This window comes from Ventrimonas sp. (assembly GCF_048380235.1).
GTDB lineage: Bacteria > Bacillota > Clostridia > Lachnospirales > Lachnospiraceae > Brotaphodocola.
Map to the genome: position 1 here is coordinate 24,277 of NZ_DBFCCJ010000053.1, position 22,879 is coordinate 47,155.

19 protein-coding genes and 1 pseudogene are annotated in these 22,879 nt (G+C 48.0%); 7 read left to right on the forward strand and 13 right to left on the reverse strand.

The annotated features are described in order from the left end of the window. Positions 1–30: 30 nt before the first annotated feature. From ACMP1L_RS08835 to addB, 6 genes and pseudogenes are all read right to left on the reverse strand, one after another. The gene (locus tag ACMP1L_RS08835) at positions 31–1,416 is read right to left on the reverse strand and encodes an MATE family efflux transporter (RefSeq protein ID WP_418452730.1); all 1,386 of its coding nucleotides are present in this window, start codon (positions 1,414–1,416) and stop codon (positions 31–33) included. Between the two features lie 27 nt (positions 1,417–1,443). After that, positions 1,444–1,695 carry a DUF4321 domain-containing protein gene (locus ACMP1L_RS08840; RefSeq protein ID WP_177303408.1) on the reverse strand — a complete coding sequence of 84 codons (252 nt, stop codon included), beginning with the start codon at positions 1,693–1,695 and terminating at the stop codon, positions 1,444–1,446. 22 nt (positions 1,696–1,717) lie between these two features. Further along, positions 1,718–1,948: a DUF6472 family protein gene (locus ACMP1L_RS08845; RefSeq protein ID WP_418452776.1), complete on the reverse strand. Its 231-nt coding sequence runs from the start codon at positions 1,946–1,948 to the stop codon at positions 1,718–1,720. Further along, positions 1,949–2,480, reverse strand: a pseudogene (locus ACMP1L_RS08850) (MATE family efflux transporter); the annotation flags it as partial. 133 nt (positions 2,481–2,613) lie between these two features. Beyond that, complete coding sequence (gene addA, locus ACMP1L_RS08855; protein WP_418452731.1) at positions 2,614–6,222, reverse strand: helicase-exonuclease AddAB subunit AddA; 3,609 nt, start codon at positions 6,220–6,222, stop codon at positions 2,614–2,616. Further along, positions 6,204–9,626, reverse strand: coding sequence for a helicase-exonuclease AddAB subunit AddB (addB, locus tag ACMP1L_RS08860; protein WP_418452732.1), 3,423 nt, complete (start codon positions 9,624–9,626; stop codon positions 6,204–6,206). The genes addA and addB overlap by 19 nt, the downstream gene beginning before the upstream one ends. Positions 9,627–9,737: 111 nt before the next feature. On the opposite strand from addB, the gene ACMP1L_RS08865 reads away from it, so the two are divergent. Next, the gene (locus ACMP1L_RS08865; RefSeq protein ID WP_418452734.1) at positions 9,738–10,175 is read left to right on the forward strand and encodes a hypothetical protein; all 438 of its coding nucleotides are present in this window, start codon (positions 9,738–9,740) and stop codon (positions 10,173–10,175) included. A 47-nt stretch (positions 10,176–10,222) separates the two neighbouring features. On the opposite strand, the gene ftsH is transcribed toward ACMP1L_RS08865, so the two are convergent. After that, entirely contained in the window at positions 10,223–12,127 is a 1,905-nt protein-coding gene (gene ftsH / locus ACMP1L_RS08870; protein ID WP_418452735.1) for an ATP-dependent zinc metalloprotease FtsH, read from the reverse strand. A 209-nt stretch (positions 12,128–12,336) separates the two neighbouring features. On the opposite strand from ftsH, the gene ACMP1L_RS08875 reads away from it, so the two are divergent. The 3 genes from ACMP1L_RS08875 (at position 12,337) to ACMP1L_RS08885 (ending at position 15,254) form a co-directional block, all read left to right on the forward strand. Beyond that, a complete protein-coding gene (locus ACMP1L_RS08875; protein ID WP_118732698.1) occupies positions 12,337–13,950 on the forward strand; it encodes a CTP synthase in 1,614 nt (537 codons plus the stop codon). A gap of 116 nt (positions 13,951–14,066) precedes the next feature. Continuing rightward, on the forward strand, positions 14,067–14,858 hold the full coding sequence (locus tag ACMP1L_RS08880; protein ID WP_118732699.1) for an N-acetylmuramoyl-L-alanine amidase family protein: 792 nt from the start codon (positions 14,067–14,069) through the stop codon (positions 14,856–14,858). A gap of 141 nt (positions 14,859–14,999) precedes the next feature. Next, positions 15,000–15,254: a hypothetical protein gene (locus ACMP1L_RS08885; protein WP_118732700.1), complete on the forward strand. Its 255-nt coding sequence runs from the start codon at positions 15,000–15,002 to the stop codon at positions 15,252–15,254. A gap of 13 nt (positions 15,255–15,267) precedes the next feature. On the opposite strand, the gene ACMP1L_RS08890 is transcribed toward ACMP1L_RS08885, so the two are convergent. From ACMP1L_RS08890 to ACMP1L_RS08910, 5 genes are all read right to left on the reverse strand, one after another. Next, entirely contained in the window at positions 15,268–15,813 is a 546-nt protein-coding gene (locus ACMP1L_RS08890) for a DUF5662 family protein (protein WP_118732701.1), read from the reverse strand. Positions 15,814–15,855: 42 nt separating this feature from the next. After that, complete coding sequence (gene hslO, locus ACMP1L_RS08895) at positions 15,856–16,737, reverse strand: Hsp33 family molecular chaperone HslO (RefSeq protein ID WP_418452737.1); 882 nt, start codon at positions 16,735–16,737, stop codon at positions 15,856–15,858. A gap of 27 nt (positions 16,738–16,764) precedes the next feature. Next, positions 16,765–17,517 carry a class I SAM-dependent DNA methyltransferase gene (locus tag ACMP1L_RS08900; RefSeq protein WP_373243486.1) on the reverse strand — a complete coding sequence of 251 codons (753 nt, stop codon included), beginning with the start codon at positions 17,515–17,517 and terminating at the stop codon, positions 16,765–16,767. A 72-nt stretch (positions 17,518–17,589) separates the two neighbouring features. Beyond that, positions 17,590–18,102 (reverse strand): SEC-C metal-binding domain-containing protein, encoded by a 513-nt coding sequence (locus ACMP1L_RS08905; protein ID WP_118732703.1) that lies wholly within the window; start codon positions 18,100–18,102, stop codon positions 17,590–17,592. 102 nt (positions 18,103–18,204) lie between these two features. Continuing rightward, positions 18,205–19,434: a 6-phosphofructokinase gene (locus tag ACMP1L_RS08910; RefSeq protein WP_118732704.1), complete on the reverse strand. Its 1,230-nt coding sequence runs from the start codon at positions 19,432–19,434 to the stop codon at positions 18,205–18,207. Between the two features lie 475 nt (positions 19,435–19,909). Between ACMP1L_RS08910 and ACMP1L_RS08915 the strand changes: the two genes are divergently transcribed. Genes ACMP1L_RS08915 through ACMP1L_RS08925 form a run of 3 tightly spaced genes read left to right on the forward strand, consistent with a single transcriptional unit; the run spans position 19,910 to position 20,775 of the window. Further along, positions 19,910–20,173 carry a Mor transcription activator family protein gene (locus tag ACMP1L_RS08915; RefSeq protein WP_418452739.1) on the forward strand — a complete coding sequence of 88 codons (264 nt, stop codon included), beginning with the start codon at positions 19,910–19,912 and terminating at the stop codon, positions 20,171–20,173. Positions 20,174–20,194: 21 nt separating this feature from the next. Then, positions 20,195–20,572 (forward strand): hypothetical protein, encoded by a 378-nt coding sequence (locus ACMP1L_RS08920; protein WP_418452740.1) that lies wholly within the window; start codon positions 20,195–20,197, stop codon positions 20,570–20,572. An 11-nt stretch (positions 20,573–20,583) separates the two neighbouring features. Further along, positions 20,584–20,775, forward strand: coding sequence for a hypothetical protein (locus ACMP1L_RS08925; protein ID WP_418452741.1), 192 nt, complete (start codon positions 20,584–20,586; stop codon positions 20,773–20,775). A 343-nt stretch (positions 20,776–21,118) separates the two neighbouring features. On the opposite strand, the gene ACMP1L_RS08930 is transcribed toward ACMP1L_RS08925, so the two are convergent. After that, a complete protein-coding gene (locus ACMP1L_RS08930) occupies positions 21,119–22,825 on the reverse strand; it encodes a DUF927 domain-containing protein (protein WP_418452742.1) in 1,707 nt (568 codons plus the stop codon). Positions 22,826–22,879: the final 54 nt, after the last annotated feature.

Consider the following 22,879-nt stretch of genomic DNA (forward strand, 5'->3'; position numbering starts at 1 on the left):
AGCACGAGGCCTTTTCTCTTTTCTCGTCTTTTAGATTTCATCCTGCGATTTTCGCCGCGCTGCCATCCGCCTGCGAATCACGATATAACAGATAATGTGAGCCGTGAAGGTAATGATCCAGCTGACCGGATAAGAAAGATAAAGCGTGGTCACTGTCCGGTGCATTGCAAATACAGAAAAAATCCATACCACACGGAACAGGCAGGCGCCGGTCAGCGATACCAGCATCGGAACAACAGAATGGCCAAGCCCCCGCAGACCGCCTACCATAGTGTCCATAATTCCGCACAGAAAATAGCTTCCGTTTATGATCCGCATACGCATCATGCCATAGGAAATCACTTCCGGATCAGAGGAGTAGATCTGCAGCAGCTTCGGTCCGAGCAAAACAGCTCCGCCGCCCATCACAACACCTACCAGAACGACCAGCCCCAGGCAGTCCAGAAGGATCTTTGTGACGCGGTCCATCTTGCCTGCTCCATAGTTCTGGCTGGTAAAGCTTAAGGTTGTCTGGTAAACTGCGTTCATTGCATTGTATACAAAACCCTCCACATTCGCCGAAGCCGTACTTCCTGCCATGGCAATGGATCCAAAGGAATTGATGGAGGACTGGATCAGCACATTGGATACAGAAAAGATTGCTCCCTGGAATCCGGCAGGCAGTCCGATCTTCATGATCTGCTTTACCTTAGACTCTGTAATCCTCATCTTTTCCCGGCACAGGCGGTATGCGGAATCTGAACGTGCCAGACATTGCACGATCAGTACTGCGGAAATGCACTCGGATACCACGGTTGCGGTTGCAACACCGGCCACTCCCATAGAAAAAACAATCACAAAAACAAGGTTTAGCACCACGTTGACTGCACCCGCAAACAGCAGGAAATACAGTGGTCTTCTGGTATCGCCCACAGCTCGCAGGATTGCTGCCCCAAAATTGTATGTGAGGGTTGCCGGCATACCGATAAAGTAAATCTTCAGATACAGCGCCGCTAGCGGCAGTACATCATCCGGCGTTCCCATCAGGCCCAGCATCGGACCGGAAAAGAAGACTCCCACAAAAATCAGAAGAAAGCCACCGGCCAGAGCAATCATCATGGCTGTATGCACGGTTTCTTCCAGATCCTTGAGTTTTTTTGCACCGGAATACTGAGCCACCAGTACATTGGCACCGATGGAAAGTCCAACGAACACATTGATCATCAGGTTGATCAGTGCTGTCGTGGAACCAACCGCAGCAAGAGATTCCCTGCCGGCGAAATGTCCCACTACAATAATGTCTGCCGCGTTAAATAACAGCTGCAGGATACCGGATAAGATCAGCGGAACCGCAAACGCCACAATCTTCGGAAAAAGCGGTCCGCTGCACATATCCATTTCATAGGTTTTCCCTGTTTTCTTTGCTAACTGTTCCATGTCACCCTTCCCCTCAAACACAAACATCTACAAAAAACGGTAAATCAAAAGTGCAATGGCTACACCAATGATGCTGGCCATGGTAATGCGGATGGTCAACCCAAAGGTAATGACCAGCACGCCAAGATTTAATACCAGCGGAGTGTCTAATCCAAAAGACTGTCCGAAATTCAGCCAGGACAGCAGGCTGATGCTCTTGGTTGCCTCTCCCAGAAAGCCGCCGAGCACGATTCCTGCTAGCAGCAGTAAAAGCAGAATCCAGAAATTCTTATTTCTCATTGTTTGTTTCCTCCCCGTTGCCTTACATCTGTTTGCGTACGATCATATATTCATCACCCAGGCGGTAATAGGGACAGTCATAAAAACGATCCTCCATAAAGCGCGCCATCTCATCCTCATCCAGGTTCACTTCGCACACATAGCACTCATAATCCTCATCATACTCGTAATACAGACAGCTTTCACAGCTTCCCTGCTGCTTTTTCTTTTTCATGGATACATTCCTTTCAGGTAAATGTTTTCTCAAGACCATTCCCTGCTTTACACGGTCTACTTTTCCGGCGCCGATGTTCTGGGCGGTAAAGCTTGAAATTCCGTTGCCAAGCGTAGTGAAGCTGGTAATGGTAAAGGTATTCAGTTTAATCGCCGCTGAGTAACCGGCAATCACAGAGGAACCAAAGGAGTTGATCAGTCCCTGCACAAAAATATTGCCGATGGAAACAAAGCTCTGCTGCAAAATACTCGGAATCGCAATGCGGGCGATCCGCTTTAACATATCTGCGGAAAAGTACTCTGCTTTCTTATCTGTCTTAATCTGCCTCAGGCGTTTCACCATGGTAATAAGTGCCAGCACACAGGCGATGCCCTGGGCAATAAAGGTTGCCCACGCCGGCTACCCCCCAGTGCAGGCCTGCCACAAACCAGTAATCCAAAAAAATGTTGCCCAGAGAAGAACCGATCAGGAAATACAGCGGCGTTTTCGAATCGCCCAGCGATGTAAAAATACCGGTTGCTACATTATATAAAAACAGAAATGCAAAGCCTCCGATATAGATCCGCAGATAATATATTATCCTCACATTCCTTAAAATCTGAAGCGGCACTGCCTGAAAAACGACGTTTGCGAGCACCGCGCCTTTAGAATGCTACCACTTTTTGGAGAATTATGCAATCCGGTTTTTCTGTTTTCACGCCGGATCAGCATTGGATAGCCTTCTGCATGGTCATGGAATAGATCCATTTTTCCCGGACATTTTTTCGGGTCAGCTGGGTCAGCGCCCTGGCATAATAGTCCAGCTGTTTCTGATAATGATCCAAAAGGATTCGGCTGCTCCGGATCCGGTCTGTCTTGTAATCCACCAGGATCAGCTCTCCATCTTCCTCAAAATACGCATCAATGATACCCTGTATCACCACCAGCTCGTCGCTGTCCACCGGCCCGATCTCCCGCGCCGGGATACCCATGACAAATTGCTGTTCTTTATGAAGTTTTCCTGATGCCTGGGCCTTAGCCATGCGTCGTCCTGTCTCTGAGCAGAGGAAGGTCCAGAGCACAGTGCTGTCTACCATCTGCAGACTCTCTGACGTATACTGCTTTTCTTCCACAAACCGCGTCAGCCAGGCATCCACATCTTCCAGACTCCGGATCCTGTCAAAGGGAAGAAGTTCCAGCGCACGGTGATACGCACTGCCGCGGGCAGCTCCGGTCCCGGAATCCACAGATGCGTCCGATGCTTTTTTCACAGGCTCAAACGGTACCTCCGACTCATCATCGGCGGGCTGGCCCATTTTTTTCACTTCTGATACCGACATCTTACTGTGCAAGGTTACATCTGCCATGTAGGGATAGATAAATTCCAGGTGTTCTTTCAGCTGCATTCCAAAGTCTCTGTCGTACTCCCGTTTCGTATCAAGCTCCAGAAGCACATCCTTTGCATTCCTTTTCAGTACCTGACGCTGCAGCTCACTGCCAATAAATTCCATGACCGGAATTTCCCTCACCAGAATTCCCAGTCCGTTTCCGGTTTTGCCGGTACACATAAGGATCCAGTCCAGAAAGGAGGCCGCACCGGAAAGAATGGTATAGGGAATCTGTCCATTCGCAAGCGGAATCTGGCTGTACTTTTCCAGAGTCTTCCCGAGGCTTCGGTCTGTTCCGGTCATGATCAGCTTTTCCTTTGCCCTTGTCATGGCAACATAAAGCACACGTAATTCCTCTCCGAGACTGTCCAGCTCCATCTTCCGTCGCAGTACGTTTTTCTTGATCGTAGAAGTTTTCACCCGATGCTCTGCATCCAGATAATCGGCGGCAATGCCAAGTTCCGGATCGATCAGGACTTTTCCGTATACATCCTGCCTGTTGAACTTCTTTCCCATTCCTGCCAGAAAAACAACAGGGAATTCCAGTCCTTTGCTCTTATGGATACTCATGATCCGCACGGTGTTATCTTCCTCTCCCACTGTGGACGCTTCGCCGAAATCGGAGTTATATTTCTTCAGATTTTCGATATAGCGGATAAAATGGAACAGCCCCTTGTAGCTGGTTTTCTCATATTCCGACGCTTTCTCCACCAGCATATCCAGGTTCGCCCGTCTGGTCTCTCCTGCAGGCATCACCGAAACATAATCATAATAGCCTGTTTCCTCGTACAGCCGGTAAATCAGCTCATGGATCGGCAGATAGGAAGCAAGCAGACGGAACTGCTCCAGCTTTTCAAAAAAACCATTCAGGCGTTCCCAGCGCACAGCAGCTGCGTAGATACCGCGGTCCTGCCCCTTATCCGCGCAGCTTCGGTAATCTGCCATCATCGTTGCCAGTTCCCGGTCACTCATGCCAACCACCGGTGATTTTAAGACCGCTGCCAGAGGAATATCCTGCATGGGATTGTCGATCACTGCCAGCATACTTAACACGGTCTCCACTTCCAGCGTATTGAAATAGCCCATACGGGACTCCGCATACGCCGGTATTCCTTCATTTAAAAGAATCTGCAAAAGCGTCTCCGTCCAGCCCGCAGTACTGCGCAGGAGAATCACCATATCGCGAAACTGGGCCGTTCGATAGCCTCCGCCCTCCCCTGCTTTTTTATCCCATACCAGAAAGCCCTGCTCCGGATCTGTCATCTCCCTGATCTTTGCAGCGATCAATTTCGCCTCCAGTTCCTTTGCGGTGTAATCTGCCGTTTCCTCATCCAGTCCTGCCAGAGCCTCATCTCCGGTGTCGACCATAAGAAGCTCTGACAGGCCGCCCACTCGTTCCGGCTCCGCTGCCTCTGCAAAGACCGCGCCGGGATGCAGGGCCGCATCCTCCGTATAGCGGATATTTCCGAGATTTTCCGTCATGATCCGGTAAAAGATATCATTGATCCCGGTCAGCACCGTATCCCGGCTTCGGAAGTTCTGATGAAGCTCGATTTTGAGATCCGGGCCGTTTTCCTCCGGTTCAGACGGATAGGCATGGTATTTTTCCAGAAACAGTTCCGGTCTTGCCAGGCGGAAGCGGTAAATGCTCTGTTTTACATCCCCCACCATAAACACATTGTGCTGGCCGAAACGCTCACGGGAAACTGCCTTCAACAGCTCCTCCTGTACCAGGTTACTGTCCTGATACTCATCCACCAGCACTTCCCGGTACTGCATGCTCAGTTCATCAGCCGCGTCCGTATAGATGTGTGTTCCATCCTCCCGGACCTGGATCAGAACCTTCAATGCCTCATGCTCCAGATCGTTAAAGTCTACAAGATTTTTATCCCGCTTCTTTGCCTGAAACCGCTCTGCAAACTGTTCTGCCAGATCTAACAGCACTCCCGTTGCTTCCCTGGTTCCCTCCAGATCGGCAAACATGTTCTCCAGAGTGTCAAACGCATACAGCTCTTTCATTTTTTTGATGGCAGTCTTCACCCGGTCGCGGCATCCGGTCACATAGGCCTTTTTCTCCGGATCAACTTCCCTGCTCCGCACTGCAGCAAGCCTCCCAAATCCGGCTTCGGTAAGAAGTCCGTGAAAGGCAGTGAAATCTTCCGCCTCCGAAAGTCTCTTTAACAGAAACACATCTTCCAGAAATGCCGGCTCATAGGCACAGAGAAATTCATCATCCCGGCAGATATCACTGGCATCCTCCATCTGAATCCTCAGTTCTGCCGCCTGGCGTTTTAAATCCTGAAGCAGAAACTCCATCCACGGGCCCGACTGCTCATCTGCCAGTTCCTTCCGACAGTCTGCGATCCACTGCTCTGGATAGGGATTGCTCTGGGAAAAATGGTAAACCTGCATGATGTAATCTTCAATTCCGGCATCCGTCTTTCCCTGGGCAAAGGTCTCAACAAACTGTTCAAAACGGCTGCCGCCAGAAGCGTAAGCATCCTCCAGAAGCTCAGCCATAACATCGGCCCGCATAAGAAGCAGTTCACCCTCATCACCGATGCGGAATGCCGGATCCAGGTCCAGCAAATGAAAGTGCTCTCTGATCACATTCAGGCAAAAACTGTCGATCGTGGTGATCTGGGCATGATGGACCAGTGTCGCCTGCATCTGAAGATGGCCATTCTTCGGATCCTCCCTTAATCTCTGCTCTATGGCCGCCGCGATCCGCTCCCGCATCTCTGCTGCCGCCGCATTGGTGAAAGTCATAACCAGAAGTTCATCGATTCCGGCCGGGTTTTCTCCCTCTGTCACCATACGGATGATGCGCTCTACCAAAACCGCTGTTTTTCCGCTTCCTGCCGCCGCACTGACAAGCAGATTTTTTCCGCGGCTTTCAATGACCCGGCTCTGCTCCCTGGTCCAGTTTACTGCTGCTCTCTGCATATTTCCTCCCAGATTTCCTCTGTTTTCCGGTTTTTCCACCGGTTGAATTCATAGCCGGATGTTTTCCGGTCAAACCCGCAAACTGCATGATATGGACAATAATCGCAGGCGGTGCGCTGGCCGTTTTTGTATGGTGCCACACCAATCTCACCATCCAGGATTTCCTGTCCTGCTTCCTTTAATTTCCGGTGCACAAACTGGCTTAACCGCGCAAAGCGTTCCCGGTTTGCCACCGAAGAACGTCCTGCCTGTACCTCACCGTCTTTTAAGACTACCGGGATCACATCTGATTCCTTCTCAATCGTCCGGTCCAGATGACGGACCACTTCCAGCTCGCTGTTTACCAGGCCGTTCATGCGAAGCTTCTTCAAAATCTCCGCATCGATCTTCTCCGGATCAGGCTGGCCCTTTTTCTCTGCCAGCGGATCCGCAATGTTGTAATACAGAATGCCTGCCGGAACGATTTCTTTATCCGGATAATGATGCTGTGCCATCTCTGTCACTGCATCCATATAAACCACCAGCTGGAGCTGCAGGCCATAGTAAAGTGCCAGCAGATCAAATGAAGTGCTTCCGGATTTATAATCAATGATCTTGACATAGACCTTTCCGCCATCCTCACAGACATCCATACGGTCAATCCTTCCGCGCAGATGCAGAGCCTCGCTCTCTGAAAGAGCAATCTTCATGGCACTTAGGTTATCTGCCGCAGAGAAGGATACCTCAAATCCGGTCGGAATAAAGTCACCTTTTTTGATCTGCTGCTGCAGCGCCCACACCGTCCGTTTTGTGATCTGCCCCACCCGCTGGGCCAGATAGCGATTTCTTGCCGAACTTCCAAGAATGGTATTTCCATAATTTTCTGTCACGGCAGCCACACATTCCTCCACCAGCATATCTCTGGTTTCATTCGTCATGGTATGCCAGTCATACTGTTTTTCCTTCACCCTGCGAAAACACAGATCAATGGACTCATGAAACAACGTTCCAATATCGGAAGAAGCCAATTCAAATCGTTTCCGTTCCAACAGCTCCAGACCATACCTGAGAAAATGACTGTAGGCACAGGCAGCATACTGCTCCAGCCGGGTCACGCTGCCGCTTAGGATTTCCCCGTACAGAGCCTTTGCTACCGCATGGGAAATGCCCTGCTGCTCGTAAACGAAAAAAGCTGCATCCATGAAACGGCGCAGAGTCTTCTGATTGTCTTTTGAGGACGCAAACCAGCGGTATAATTCCAGAAACTGCGCTTTTTCCTCATCCTGCTCCAGTTGTCCGTCCCGGTATTGTCCCAGTTTCGTGGACAGTCTCTGCTTCGCCTCTGCCACAGAGTAAATCTCAGAATCCATCTGCGTCTCCTGATCCGTCAGAACCGCATCCGGGAACATGGCCCGCAGCTCCCCAATGAGAAAGGATGGACGACGACTCTTTCCGTCTGCGCCGGTACGACACCAGGACAAAATGAGCTGCTTCGATGGCTTGGTCATCATCAGATACAGATAAAACCGCTGCTGGAAGCTTTCTTCCCTCGCGGTGGGGGCCAGTTCCAGATGATGCTCTCCCAGGAAATCCCTGTCACGGTCTGAAAGCAGGCTTCCCCGCTCTTTTCTTGCCGGTACGATTCCATCGTTGACGCCGGCAAAAAAGAGCACCCGGATATGAGCCAGACGTGTTCTGGTAATGTCCCCCACCACAACCCGGTCTGCCACTGCCGGAATAACACCTACCTTCAGCTCCGCAAAGCCGGCATCCAGAATTTCCAGATACTCTTTCCGGCTCACGCGCTCCTCTCCCAGAAGATCTGACAGGCGCTTTAACAGTTCCGTTACAAGACCGTACACCTGGCCATACTCCTTTGCCAATCGGTGTTCCCCGATTTTTGTAAAATACTCCTGATAGCTTTCCAGCTGTTCCTCTGCCCTGCAGTCTGCAAGCAGCGTAAGCACCGCTTCTGTCATGCCTGCTATCGTCAGATCCGCCTGACGGAAACGCTCCTGCATGGCAAAAAGAGACGCCAGCACCCGGTCCTTAAAGGCATTCACCTCTGTCACATTTAAGTCCCCGGCACCCCGGTAGGTCCGCTCCCAGGTTTCCCGGAATCGCTTTCCTCCGCGGATTCCCATGGCCAGGATATAGTTTTCCAGCCGGTCCACCATCGTACGCTCCTGACTCACCAGACCGGTACGCAGATAGCGCATGACACTCTCGTAAGAGAAGTCCTGGCGTACTGCCTCAAGAGAGGCCCGGATCAGTTCCACGAGACAATTATCAAGTACATTTTTCTTGTCATCCATAAAATGCGGGATCTGATTCTGGGTAAACTGATGCGTAATTTCTTTTCCGTATCCTGGAAGATCCCCTGTGATGACCGCGATCTCCCGATAGCGGGCTTTTCCCTCCTGTACCAGCCGCTGGATCTCATGAACGATATGACTGACCTCACCCGATGGATTGGAGGCCTGGAAAAAGACGATACTGTCTGTAGCTTCACCGGTATACGCAGTTTCTGTCCCATAACGGAACAGATTCTGCTCCAGCCAGGCAAGCTCCGGACGCCGGGCAAACCGGCGGTTTTTCTGTTCGCCAAGTATAATATCCGGCAGTTTTTTCACCTGATTCTTTTCCGCAATCTCCGACAGGCGGACTGCCATCTGACGGCTCATGTAAAACAGGTTCTGAATCCCCATTTTCCCGTAAATACCTGCCGCTTCGTCGGCCGTCACCGTTACATAAACCTGCTTCGCGTAAACCAGAAACAGCTCCGTCAGCCGGTACTGGACCGGTGTAAACCCTGTGTAGCCATCCAGGGCAATGACGCTGTTTCGGATCAGCCCTGACTCCGGGATCAGCCTGCAAAGCACATCCAGTACCTGCTCTGTCGTAATGTAATGCCCTTCAATATATTCCTGAAAGCTCTGCTCTACCAGGGCCAGATCTTCGAGCTTCTGCCTTAACAGCGGAGACCTGGCTGAAGGTGCCATCTCCCGCAGTGCCTCCGGTGTGATGCCATATTGATAAAACTCGGAAAGCATGGATTTTAACTGTCCTACAAAGCCTGGTTTGCTCAACTGTCCGCCAAATAAGACCAGCTGCCGTTTCTGGGCCGCAGCCACCTTGCGCAGCACCATGGACTTTCCCATGTCATCCAGCACAGAAAGCTGTTCCACCGCCAGCTCCTCAAAAATCCGGTAGGCCAGGCGGGCAAAGCTCACGATATCAATATTCATGGTACCGTGGTTCGGATGCCGGGTCACTATATCCTTCTGGGTCTGCATGGTAAACTGCTCCGGCACAATCAGAAAATACTGCTCTTGTGGATGTTCCATGGAAAGGCGGATCACTTCGTCGTACAGATATGTAGTTTTTCCGGAACCGGAACCGCCCAAAATCAGCTGCAATGCCATATGCTCTTTCCCTTCCTGTATCTAAATTCTGTTCTGAATACGTATCTTTCAGTATAGCATAAAAGAGAATCCCTGAGAATAGATTATAACAAACATTCCCGGAGGTCTCCCATGAGCTCCAAAACCAAGATCATTGTCCTTCGAATGAAAGAGATCATCTACACCGCAATCTTTGTTGGTCTCGGGATCCTTCTGATCCTGCTTCTGCTGGTGATGTTCCGCTCAGGAAAGGAGAGCACTCCTGCCTCCGCAAAAGCGCAGTACATACCAGGCATTTACACCTCCTCCATTACTCTTGGTACGCAGGAAATCAATGTGGAGGTATCGGTAGACGCAGACCGGATCACCTCCATTACCATGACACCACTCAGTGATGCCGTGGAAACCATGTACCCGCTTATGCAGCCATCCTTAAGCAATCTCACCGATCAGATTTTAACCGCACAGTCTCTGGAACATCTGACCTATCCGGAAGAAACCCGCTACACATGCCAGGTGCTCTTAACTGCTGTGAAAAAGGCCCTGAAAAAAGCTGCGCCCACAGTCTGACCGTTTCCGGTCAGACTGTGGGCGCAGCTTTCTGTTATGGCAAAGCCTTATGCTTCAGCCTGGTCCTGTTTCGTTTCTGTATCGGTTTCTTCTTCCGGATCCGCAATTCCCTTACAGCGGCGGAAGATCTGCATGAATTCTTTTCCGGTGATGGTCTCCTTTTCAATCAGAAAAGCAGCGATCTGATCCAGCACATCCCGGTTCTCCGCAAGCAGGCGCTTTGCCTCCTCATAAGATTCTTTCAAGATCCGCATGACCTCACCATCTACCGCGGCAGCGGTTGCCTCTCCACAGTCCATCACGGTGCGTCCGGAAAGATACTGATCCTGACGTGCAGCCAGCCCCATCAGCCCGAACTTATCAGACATACCATACTGGGTTACCATGGCGCGGGCAATACCGGTGGCCTTCTCGATATCGTTTGCGGCGCCGGTCGTCACGGAATGGAACACAAGCTCCTCTGCCGCCCGTCCCGCCAGAAATACAATGATCCTGGCTTCCAGCTCCTTCTTGCTGTTTAAGTATTTCTCCTCCTCCGGCACGTTCAGAACATAGCCAAGCGCCCCCATCGTCCTCGGTACAATGGTGATCTTCTGCACCGGCTCCGCATCCTTCTGCAGGGCACTTACCAGAGCATGCCCCACTTCATGATAGGAAACAATGCTGCGCTCTTCTTGGCTGAGAACACGGTCTTTCTTTTCCTTACCCACAAGAACAACTTCCACGGCCTCAAACAGATCCTTCTGGCTCACGGCATTTCTCCCATTCTTGACTGCCAGGATAGCTGCCTCATTGATCATGTTTGCAAGGTCCGAACCAACCGCACCTGCGGTTGCCAGCGCAATCGCCTGTAAATCTACCGTTTCATCCAGTGAAACATTCTTGGCATGTACCTTTAAAATATCGACCCGGCCCTTCAGATCCGGTCGGTCTACAATGACGCGGCGGTCGAAACGGCCCGGACGCAGGAGGGCCGGATCCAGCACCTCCGGGCGGTTGGTGGCTGCCAGGATCAAAAGACCCTTGGAAGTATCCATTCCATCCATCTCAGAAAGCAGCTGGTTTAACGTCTGCTGCTGTTCCGATTCTCCTCCACCAGTTCCCCCGCTTCTGCTGCGGCCGATGGAATCGATCTCATCAATGAAAATGATGCAGGGGGAATTCTGCTGCGCCTGCTTAAAGAGGCTGCGGACACGGGAGGCACCCACGCCCACATACATCTCCATGAAATCCGAACCGGACAGAAAGAAAAACGGAACCTTTGCTTCTCCTGCCACAGCCTTGGCAAGCAGTGTCTTACCAGTTCCCGGCGGGCCCACAAGCAGGGCACCCTTCGGAAGCTTTGCACCGATATGGGTATATTTTCCCGGATTATGCAGGAAATCCACCAGCTCGACCAGGGATTCCTTTGCCTCGTCCTCACCGGCCACATCTGCGAATGTGACGCCGGTCTCCTTCTGCATGTACATCTTGGCAGTGCTTTTTCCCACACCACCCATGCGCTTCATCATGAAATTCATCATGACAACAATCAGTACAAACGGAAGGATAAAACTGAGCAGAGACTCGATCATGGCCATGCTGTCCTGGCGCTCCCTGCGGATCTCAACACCGCCCGCCAGCAGCCGGTCTGTCAGTTTATAGTCCCGCTCCACCGGAACCGTATAGGTTTTTAAGATTGGGTTATACTCCCCGGAGTCTTCCTTATACTGAATATCAATCTGGGTGTTGCGGATGGTGACTGCCTCAATGTCTCCGTTTTCCAGCTGGGAAACGAACTCGTCGTAAGGAATCTCCTTCTGACTTTTGTCAATCATGTAACTTCTCATAAAAGCCGCGATCGCAAAGGTGATAAATACCGCGATCAGGACGATATAAAACTGGTTCTTTGGAAATTTTCCGTTGCTTCCGTTTTCACCATCCTGCGGCTGATTGTTCTGCTGTTTATCCATAAAAGAACTTTTCTCCTGTTTTTGCATTTATGAACCATTATAAAGGCAGTCTTTCCATAAATCAAGGACAGGTCACTTAAAAAAATAAAGTTTTAAAAAAACATCTGGATTTTGGAATAACAGCGCTGTATAATAGTTCCGTTATTTTTTCGACAGTTCTTTTGTTACACACCCCACATAATACAATTATCATAAAAGGAGGTTTTTCCATGCCTGTAAAGTATGTTTTCGTTACCGGCGGCGTTGTTTCCGGCCTCGGTAAAGGTATCACAGCTGCATCCCTTGGGCGTCTGCTGAAAGCGCGCGGCTACAAAGTAACCATGCAGAAATTCGACCCGTACATCAATATTGATCCGGGTACCATGAACCCGGTCCAGCATGGTGAGGTTTTTGTTACCGACGATGGCGCCGAGACCGATCTGGACCTTGGCCACTACGAGCGCTTCATCGATGAGAGCCTGACCAAAAACTCCAATGTCACCACCGGTAAGGTATACTGGAGCGTACTCCAGAAAGAACGCCGCGGTGATTTTGGCGGAGGTACCGTTCAGGTCATCCCGCATATCACCAATGAGATCAAGAGCCGCTTCCACCGCAACTATTCCACCACCGATACTGAGATTGCTATTATTGAGGTGGGCGGAACCGTCGGTGATATCGAAAGCCAGCCGTTTTTGGAAGCTATCCGTCAGTTCCAGCATGAGGTCGGTCATGAAAATGCCATTCTCATCCATGTCACCCTGATTCCATATTTAAAAGCATCCGGTGAGCTTAAGACCAAGCCGACCCAGGCCAGTGTAAAAGACCTGCAGGCTATGGGCATCTGGCCGGACATTCTGGTATGCCGCAGTGAACATCCGTTAGATGATGGCCTGCGCGGCAAGATTGCCCTCTTCTGTAACGTTCCAAAGACTCATGTACTCCAGAACCTGGATGTAGAGGTCCTGTACGAAGCACCGCTTGCCATGGAGGAGGAGCATCTGGCTGAGGTTGCCTGCCAGTGCCTGAACCTTCCGTGCCCGGAGCCGGATCTGGCTGAGTGGCGTGCCATGATCGACGCATGGAAGCACCCGGAGAAAGAGGTAACGGTTGCCCTGGTCGGCAAATACATCCAGCTGCACGATGCTTACATTTCCGTAGTTGAGTCCTTAAAGCATGGCGGTGTTGCAAATCGTGCCAGCGTCAACATCAAATGGATCGACTCTGAAACTGTAACACCGGAGAATATCGGTGAGCTTCTCGCTGATGTCAGCGGCGTTCTGGTTCCAGGCGGCTTCGGCTCCCGCGGTATCGAGGGCAAGATTCAGGCTATCAGATATGCACGCGAACACCAGATCCCGTTCTTGGGTCTGTGTCTTGGCATGCAGCTCTCCATCGTGGAATTTGCGCGCGATGTCGTTGGCTACTCTGACGCACACAGCGCCGAACTGGATCCTTCCACCGCGCATCCGGTGATCCATCTGATGCCGGATCAGGACGGTATCGAGGACATTGGCGGCACCTTACGTCTTGGCTCCTATCCATGCGTCCTGAACAAGGATTCCAAAGCTTATGCACTCTACGGTACCGAAACCATCCATGAGCGTCATCGTCACCGCTATGAGGTCAACAATGACTACCGTACCGTACTGCAGGAGCACGGCATGATGCTTTCCGGCATCTCACCGGATGGCCGCATCGTCGAGATGATCGAGCTGCCGGATCACCCATGGTTTGTGGCTACACAGGCACACCCGGAGTTAAAATCCAGACCGAACCGTCCACATCCTCTATTCAAGGGCTTCATTGAGGCATCTCTGGATTATCAGGAAAAGCATAAATAAAACACCTTACATTTTTCTGAATAATCGTGAAAACCTCTTGAATCCACGTTTTCACAAGGTTATACTGAATCATGAAAAAAAACGATTACCGCTGACAAAAGAAAGGATGTTTTATTATGAAAATAAAGCGTTACGTTGCTGCAGCTGTCACTGCAGGTGTATTAGGAACCGTTACCCTTGCTACCGGCATCACTGCTCTGGCAGCCACCGGCTGGGTACAGAATGGAAGCTCCTATGTATACTATGATACCGATGGCACCTTACATAAGGGCTGGGTACAGACTGGCGATGGTTACTACTATATGGATCTTTCCACCGGCGTAATGTCCACCGGCATTAAGAAGATCAATGACAAATTATACTACTTCGGTTCCAACGGGATCATGCAGACCGGCCTGATCCACGATGCCGCATCTGACAAATATTACTACGGACAGTCCGACGGCACTCTGGTCATCGGCTGGCTGAATCTGGATGGAAGCTACTATCACATGGACAACGATGGTTCCCTTGGAACCGGCTGGAAGACGATTGACGGTTCCAAATACTACTTTGATCCGGCTTCCGGAAAATGCATGCTGAACGTGGCTATGCCGGTTGACGGCAACTGGTTCCTTTTCGGTGAGGACGGCAAGATGCAGACCGGTTTCCACAACGTCAACGGCGCAACCTACTACTTCGATCCGTCAAACGGCGTCATGGTAGCAGGCACCACCAAGACCATCAGCGGTGTAAGCTACACCTTCAATGCAGACGGTACCTGCACCACTACTCTCTCCGGCATTCCGTCCCACACTACCGGTTCTGAGAGCAGCAGCCAGCAGAACCAGCAGTCTTCCCAGGCAAGCGCTGCAGATGATGAAAACGGCAGACAGAATGTCGTTGTAGCTGGTTCTTCCAGAAGCTGACATTTATACTAACCCACATGTATAAAAATACCAGATCCCGAGTTTTTTCCGGAATCTGGTATTTTTGTTTTCTGTTTCCTTGTCAATCACTGTATGAATCCACCGTTCCTGCGCATACTGCTGACAAAGGAGATGAATTTCATGAAAAACAACATGCTGCAAAATCTTGAAACCGTCCGAAAAAAGGAGCTGCCTCCGGTCAGACCGGCAGACAGCCCCGTAAAAATTCCTGTACATGACCCGTATGGAACCGATGATCCAGATACGCTGACTGTCCGGGCCGCATCCGTTACCGACTGTACGGGCCTGATTCCCTCCGGCACCGATTCCGACGAAGTTCTGGAATCTTATGCTGAGATTTATCATTATCCTGCAGATATCTTTCACGGATCATGATAAACCATACAGACTAATAATTTCCTTTTTTCAAAAGTTTCCGCAAATAAGAAAACGTTGTCTTTTCTCCGCGCTGCTTCAACATGATGAGGATCTTTTCCAGCTCTGCCTTTGTCTCAGTATGCATGGCACTGTTCAGATAAGGGCGTTCGCGCTGATAATACTCCCACGCTGACGCATCAGTGTAATCTTTTCCCCGATACACCTTACAGGCCGCAATGCGGTCCATAACCATCTCCACCAGGTAATTGACCGGCATCTTTGCTCCGGCAATGCCCTGACTGGTTCTGGAAAAATCAATCCAGTATTCGAAATGATGCTTGTTCCGGCCCTTGTGGTGGAGCCATGCGGAAGAATATCCTTTTTCTTCCCGCTCTGCCGCATTTGGGCTGCGGTCCCCCTGATAATAATGGACTCCTGTCAAAAATTCTGCCGGACTGTACTTGGAAAGATCATGCAGCAGTCCCTGTTTAAACAGCCCTACTCTGAAACAATTCTGCATAACCAGAAGCTTATGCTGTGTAATCGTAAGAAAATGATGCCATGCCTTATGCTCCATCCTTCCAAACCTCCTGATATCTCGTATAAACGTTTCCTCTGTCTATCGTACCGCTTTCTCCAGCAGCCCTTTCAGTTCTTCCACTGTCACCGGATAATTCTTATTACAGAAATGGCAGTTCATCTCGATGGTCTTGCCTTCATCGATCATCTCCTGCAGTTCTTTCTTTCCGATGCTGATCAGAGCCTTCTCGATGCGCTCTCTGGAGCAGTTGCAGGCGAACTGAGTCGGGATCTTATCAAGAATTTCCAGACCGAAATCACCCAGAATGTGCTCCAGGATCATCTCCGGAGTATTGCCCGCATCCAGCAGGGATGTGATGGATGTAATCTCTTTTAGGCGGTTCTCCAAAGTGGAAATAACCTCCTCAGAAGCGCCCGGAAGCAGCTGTAAAATAAATCCGCCTGCCTGGCGTACGGTATTGTCCTTATTCATCAGCACGCCCAGGGCCACGCTGGAAGGAGTCTGCTCAGAGGTTGCAAAATAGTAGGTTAAATCCTCCGCGATCTCACTGGTCACGAGAATCGTCTGGCCTACATACGGCTCCTTTAAACCAATATCCTTGATGACACTTAACACGCCAATACCAAGGGCACCACCGACATCCAGCTTTCCTTTCTCATTCGGAGGAAGCATAACCTCCGGGTTATAGGCATAGCCCTTGACATCACCTTTAGAATCAGCGGTTACGGTTAAACCTCCGATCGGGCCGTCACCTTCGATCTTGATGGTGAGGATGTCATCTGCGCCCTTCATCATGACGCCCATCATGGCTCCTGCTGTCAGAAGACGTCCAAGAGCTGCCGTTGCCACCGGGCTGGTATTGTGGGCCTTGCGCGCAAACTCAGTCAATTCTTTTGTCGTAGCGGCAAAGGCGCGAATCTGGCCCTCTGCCGCAGTTGCTCGGATAATATAATCAGACATACTGTCGTTCCTCCTTTTGTTGTAAGCTTACTTTCCGCACTCCCGCACAACAAAGTAAACCCGGTCGCTGGTTTCCTTCACCGGCTCTCTGGTAAAGGCATCGTATACAGCTACCAGCTCCATGCCGGCCTCCTTCACAGCCTTAAGCACCTCACTGATCTCAAAGGCCTTCTGGTAATGAGTTTCTTCGTATTTGGAATAACGGCCATCCTCGTCCCGGATAAACAGAGTCAGGTCATATTCATTGACCATCTCACCTTCGTCAAAATAATTTTCCCAGATAAAGCTGCTCTCTTCCCGGTTTTCCGCAATGGTCTGTTCACCCAGCTGTTCCCGGTATTTGTACACGGTATTCATGTCAAAGATGAAAATCCCCTTCGGATCCAGATAATTGTTTGCCAGCCTTAAAACCTGTACCAGATCTTCATAGTCTTCCAGATAGTTCATGGAATCGCAGATACTGACAATGGCACGAACGGTGCCGTACAGTTCAAACTCCCGCATATCCTGTTGAAGGTACAGAATCTGCTTCGGGTCTTCCATCTCATGCTCCAGCGCGATCTCCAGCATCTCCTCGGAAAGATCTACGCCGATCATGTCGTAGCCCTCCGCAGCCAGCAGCCGTGTAAGCTTTCCGGTCCCGCAGCCAAGATCCAGGAGCAGGCCGTCTGATATGCCATGTTCTTTTAAAAGACCGGTCACATAAGCGCACCAGTCCTTATAGGGAATATTGTCCATGAACAGATCGTACACGGACGCAAAACCTGTATATGCCTCCACGTTTGAAACCTCCTTCTATCGGAAAGAAAAGCAGGAATGTTTTTCGAACACTCCTGCTTACCGTTCATTTCCTTATGCGTTCTTGCCACAGCACTTTTTGTACTTCTTGCCGCTTCCGCACGGACACGGATCGTTCGGGAAAACTTTCTTTGCCTTGCGAACGGTTCCGGAAGCCTTCTGCTGCTTGTACAGCTCTTTTCTCTTCTCCTCGCTTAAGATGGAATCCCACTGCGGAAGAGTATACAGCCACTCAGCCTTTGCCTCTACCATGTTGTAGTACAGCTTCTCCGGGTCGATCTCAATCTTAACCTGGGTGTTTTCATCCATGGTCTCGATCGGGTTCTCGTAACCCTTTAAGCTCTCGTTGATGCCATCCAGGAAACCGGTCATGATCAGGACCTCGGTCTGGTATTTGTCAGCCAGCTCTTTTACTGTGCCGGAAACAACCTCTGCAGGGTTGCTTAAGATCTGCTCGTAGATGCCCTTTTCAATGGTAAAATAACCAGTCCAAAGCTGCTCTCTCTGTTTATCATCCAGACCGTTGCCATAGGCAAGGTTTCTCCAGTTTTCTAATAAGGTTGCCATATTGTGTATCCTTCCTTCTTCTATAATCCTGTGCGCATGTTAAGTTCTTCACGTGCATATTCCCGATAAGTATATAACATTTCTCCATATTTTGCAAATCTTTTATACCGTAAATCCGCCATTTCTGTATAAATATTTCGGAATTCCATCCTCCATGGGGCGTTTTGGTTCTCCTTTGATCAGCGGACGGGCATAATCGAGGAATTCCTGACCGACATCACTTCCATGTCCGGTGATCCATTCCAGCGGCACTTTCTTTTCCAGATTGCAAACCTCGTTCACATCCACCAGACGGCATTCCATACGGTAAGGCTCTGTCTGCACGCGTTCAAAAGCCACCATCTTTCCTGTTTCTCCCGCCACAGCAGCCTCCACGCCCTTCTGTCCGGCCTCCGCTGCCTCTTCGATATCTGTTTCCGAAGCCAGCATACCGCTGCAGCGCTGATTCACGTTCAGTTCCACGGAGCGTACCTTCACACCAAAGCGGTGTCGGATAAAGTTCTCCAGAACCTTGCCGCAGCCAGTCAGCATCTTGTGTCCAAAGTTGTCCACCATGGCCTCATCTCCGTACTCACAGATGAACGTTCCGGATGCATCGGAAATACCCTCCGATACACAAACCACTACGCTGTTTTGTTTTTCCAGAGCGGCTCTTAAATCTTTTGCGAACTGCTCAAGTTCAAAATCCGCCTCCGGCAGATAAATGAGCGCCGGATTGTCTCCCTCAAACTTACGGGCCAGCGCACTGGCTGCCGTCAGCCATCCGGCATGGCGTCCCATAAGTTCCACAATAGTGACCGCCTTCTGCTGGTATACCGAAGCATCCAGCGCGATCTCACGCACGGAAGCCGCCACATATTTTGCCGCGCTGCCGTAGCCTGGCGTATGATCCGTCAGGACCAGGTCATTGTCGATAGTCTTCGGAATACCGATAAAGCGAATGTCACTTCCGTGATGGGCTGCGTAGCGGGAAAGCTTGCTGACGGTATCCATGGAATCATTGCCTCCAATGTACAGAAAATAACCAATCTCCATCCGGTGGAATTTGTCAAAAATGGTCTCATAAAAAGCATCCGTCAGGCTTTCCGGAAGCTTATAGCGGCAGGAACCGAGATACGCCGCCGGAGTCAGCTTCAAAAGCTCCAGTTCCGTTTCCGAAAGACTCTCTCCCAGGTCGATCGTATGATCCTGCAGCATTCCCTCAATGCCGTTGACCATTCCATACACATGGTCGATTTCCGGTGATGCAAGTGCCGCTTTCACGACACCGTACAGACTTGCATTGATCACAGCGGTAGGTCCGCCAGACTGTCCAACTAATAGATTTTTCATATCTGTCCTCATTTCTGTCTCTATCTGTAGCTATTTTCTGGTGTTACACATGTTTCCTTATTATACGAAGATTCCTGCCTGAATGCAACCATCCGGTTTCATATTTCATGTATTCTTTATAAGTTTTCACAAAAAATAAGCCCCAGCGCGTTCTCGCGCCGGAGCTTACTAAAAAGGGGAGGTTTCCGGCCTAGCACTTTATCCCATTTTATCTTTGTTTATCCCGATGGATAAACACTCTATTTACTGCTTTTTCAGTTTATCCCGCGCTGTCTGTCGTTATCCCATTTGTGTCGGATTTTGTGTCAGAAATATCGCTTGATTTTGAAAGCCAGATAACCAAAATACTCATCGGTTATCTGGCTTTCGGAAATTTACAAGGAAAATATCAAGGAAATTTCCAGAGTACATTTTCATTCGAGAAAAGCTATATTAAATATAAGATAATTCTATCAGAAAAAAGGGGGGAGGTGTTTTGTCTGATAAGCAGATTTTTACTGCTACAGACTTTGCAGGTATTTATAAAGAAATTGCCGAAGTAATAGGTATAGAAGCAACTATCACCCTTCACGACAATTTTCAGGGGCAACAAATTACGCTTCCCAAAAAATTATTTGCAAAGGATTTTATTTTACGACAAGTAAAGGAAGGGGGAAACAATACAAATATCAAAGAGGTGGCTATCCAGTATGGATATACAGAAAGACGCTTACGCCAAATATTAAAAGAAAATTTTTAACCAATAAGGGGATATAATACCATGTCAAAAATTGAAGACAAAATTATCAGTGCTGTCGTTGGCTATAAGGTAACATCTATTTCATTGGACTTAGAGCAAATGCTTAATCTTATCACAGAACATTACATATCTGCGGCCACTACAGACGATGAGTATAATGCCATAAGAAAAACCGTTAAAGGCGGTATATTTCTTGATAAAGAGCTTAGTTCTAAAGACAATCGTTATCAATTGCGTAGCATGACTGGAAGGCGTGTAGGCTTGTTCCGATTAAAACAGCACAATATCATCTGGGTGTTTGACACACAGGAAAATAAATTCTATGAATATTGCGCATGGAGTTTTAGAAAATTAAAAAAATCAGTAAATGAAGCAATCGCCAACGCAAAAGCACATTAAGGAGAATTTTTATGGATGGAATATTAACTGTTGCATATTTAGTATTATCATATATGGCTGTTAACAAAGTATGGTATTCTCGACATACATACATAGTTACCAGTGAATCTGCGTTTTTCATAAAAAAACTTGCAGTAGGTCTTGCTTTCGGATGGATATTAATTCCTGTTGCACTTATTATGACCATATTTTCAAGAAAATAAATTAAATCTGAGCTGAGTCCCCTACAAGGATTCAGCTCTTTTCAGTAAAGGAGAATACGATGAAAAAAATTATGAAAGAACTCGCTGTCCAGTTATTTATTACTGCCATTATGTATTTATCAGAAACCATTTCAAAGAAAGGTGACACTCCGTAAAGATATATCTTTACGAACATTTGTACTACTAGCAAAAGAGCGTTCACAAAAGCTCATTTCATTTATGAAAATACTCTTAAATGTTATGACCCCTGTGAACGCCCTTTTAGATGGAAAATATTTATATTAAAGAACATCACCTATGAAACGGCAATGCTACCAACCTGAAATTTAATATAAGTGTGAAGTTATTTTATTAGAATGCCGTAAATATCTATGCCCGTAACATCTTGTAATGCTTTGATATTAATCTTATAGTATGAACGGCCTTCGCGTTTTACAATATTTCTTCCTTCTTCTAAGTACAAAACTCCCTCGAATTTTAATTTTTTCCCAATAGAAATTTTGGAATAAATCCCATTTTCTATTAATTCATTAACTTTTTGCACCAAATAATCAGTCGATATAAGTATATATTTTCTTTCTTTATCAAAGTAATAGTCACATCTCGCACCATGGTTTGTTATTTGTGGTAGAAAATATGCTATGTCACCATTTTGGACTAATTTTACAATCACCTCGCTAATCTTTGCTTCCGAACCTCTATTCTTATTCAATGCTTCAAGCTGGCTTTTTTCTGAAATACAAACTTTACATAACACCTCACTGATTGCACTTGGTATTTGTTCAGTTTCTATATCATTTTCTCTTAAAAATTTTATTAAAATTCTTGCAGAAACCCACAACACCTTAAGCGACACAGCCATACGTCTCAAATAAGAGTTGGGGACAAATCCATCACATATATCCTGCCAATATTCATTTGCCCATTCCTGAATTTTCTCTGCATTTTCAACAACCCATTTTAAAAAGCTATGGGTAAAATTATTAATTAAAAATGGCCTATTCCTATACAAATTCAAAGTTTCTTCACTCAAAGGGAACTCTTCGGTATTCAATATGATAGTGCGATTCATAATAGATTCTACCATAGGTGGATACTCTGCTGTTAATGCAAGCGCACACTGAATTTCTTTTCCTGTTACATTATTTCCCGACTGCACATATCTTATTTCACAGTTAGAAACTGTCCGTATAAGATTATTGACTCGATTTGTTTTTTTGTTCATCTCCGCTTTTGTATTACTTGGTGATAAATCATCTAAAATGAAAACGCAATCCTTAAACTCGCTTACCATGGTTTCTAATGCCACTTCACTAGATGACAAATCCGCACATGCAACGGATTTTCCTGTTTTTTTACGATATATATCAAAGAAATACTTTGCGGTAGTTGTTTTGAAAGTGCTTGTTTTCCCATATATATACAGAACAAATTGTTGTTCTACACCTGCATGAAAAAGCAACTCTCGAAGCAGGCTTGTCACATGATATAACAAGCATACACATGGCACTGGACTCTTTAAAAGATGTGACCCACAAATCTGATTCAAGACTTCCTTCTCCGACATATTATCCGCACAACTGATTTGAAACTTCTCTTCTAATTCCGGAAATACAAATAAATTTTCCGAAAAATCAGATGGTACTATCATTTCATTACCTGTACAGTACACCCACCTGTTCCTTATTTGGTTCCATCCTAACCGATCGAGAATCCACCCATCTTTGTTACGATTCACTAACTGCCGCTGTAAAAGAATCCACACATCTCTTTTTTTAGCTTTTGATAATACAATACATTTATTTTTACATATGTTTGGCGGAGTCTTAGACATAAAAATATCTTCATCAAATTCTATTAAATCCTCGTATACTTCCTCCATCTCATCTACAACATACTGAATTTTCACATACTCTTTCCCAGAAGGAGAATTTAGATATGCAACGACTCTAATATAATAATTTGCAAGTTCCTTTTTCCCTATATACAGATATCCATCTTTCCAATTATACCGTTGCTTTATCTTCTCCGGCATGTCCTCCCAACTCATTTATATACCTCCCGCTTTTTTTCAATCATAGCAGGATTATATGATTATATCAAT

Bases quoted from the DNA above. Each gene is read 5' to 3' on its own strand.
- ACMP1L_RS08835 (WP_418452730.1), bottom strand. From the start codon at position 1,416: ATGGAACAGTTAGCAAAGAAAACAGGGAAAACCTATGAAATGGATATG.
- ACMP1L_RS08840 (WP_177303408.1), bottom strand. From the start codon at position 1,695: ATGAGAAATAAGAATTTCTGGATTCTGCTTTTACTGCTGCTAGCAGGA.
- ACMP1L_RS08845 (WP_418452776.1), bottom strand. From the start codon at position 1,948: ATGGTCTTGAGAAAACATTTACCTGAAAGGAATGTATCCATGAAAAAG.
- addA (WP_418452731.1), bottom strand. From the start codon at position 6,222: ATGCAGAGAGCAGCAGTAAACTGGACCAGGGAGCAGAGCCGGGTCATT.
- addB (WP_418452732.1), bottom strand. From the start codon at position 9,626: ATGGCATTGCAGCTGATTTTGGGCGGTTCCGGTTCCGGAAAAACTACA.
- ACMP1L_RS08865 (WP_418452734.1), top strand. From the start codon at position 9,738: ATGAGCTCCAAAACCAAGATCATTGTCCTTCGAATGAAAGAGATCATC.
- ftsH (WP_418452735.1), bottom strand. From the start codon at position 12,127: ATGGATAAACAGCAGAACAATCAGCCGCAGGATGGTGAAAACGGAAGC.
- ACMP1L_RS08875 (WP_118732698.1), top strand. From the start codon at position 12,337: ATGCCTGTAAAGTATGTTTTCGTTACCGGCGGCGTTGTTTCCGGCCTC.
- ACMP1L_RS08880 (WP_118732699.1), top strand. From the start codon at position 14,067: ATGAAAATAAAGCGTTACGTTGCTGCAGCTGTCACTGCAGGTGTATTA.
- ACMP1L_RS08885 (WP_118732700.1), top strand. From the start codon at position 15,000: ATGAAAAACAACATGCTGCAAAATCTTGAAACCGTCCGAAAAAAGGAG.
- ACMP1L_RS08890 (WP_118732701.1), bottom strand. From the start codon at position 15,813: ATGGAGCATAAGGCATGGCATCATTTTCTTACGATTACACAGCATAAG.
- hslO (WP_418452737.1), bottom strand. From the start codon at position 16,737: ATGTCTGATTATATTATCCGAGCAACTGCGGCAGAGGGCCAGATTCGC.
- ACMP1L_RS08905 (WP_118732703.1), bottom strand. From the start codon at position 18,102: ATGGCAACCTTATTAGAAAACTGGAGAAACCTTGCCTATGGCAACGGT.
- ACMP1L_RS08910 (WP_118732704.1), bottom strand. From the start codon at position 19,434: ATGAAAAATCTATTAGTTGGACAGTCTGGCGGACCTACCGCTGTGATC.
- ACMP1L_RS08920 (WP_418452740.1), top strand. From the start codon at position 20,195: ATGTCAAAAATTGAAGACAAAATTATCAGTGCTGTCGTTGGCTATAAG.
- ACMP1L_RS08925 (WP_418452741.1), top strand. From the start codon at position 20,584: ATGGATGGAATATTAACTGTTGCATATTTAGTATTATCATATATGGCT.
- ACMP1L_RS08930 (WP_418452742.1), bottom strand. From the start codon at position 22,825: ATGAGTTGGGAGGACATGCCGGAGAAGATAAAGCAACGGTATAATTGG.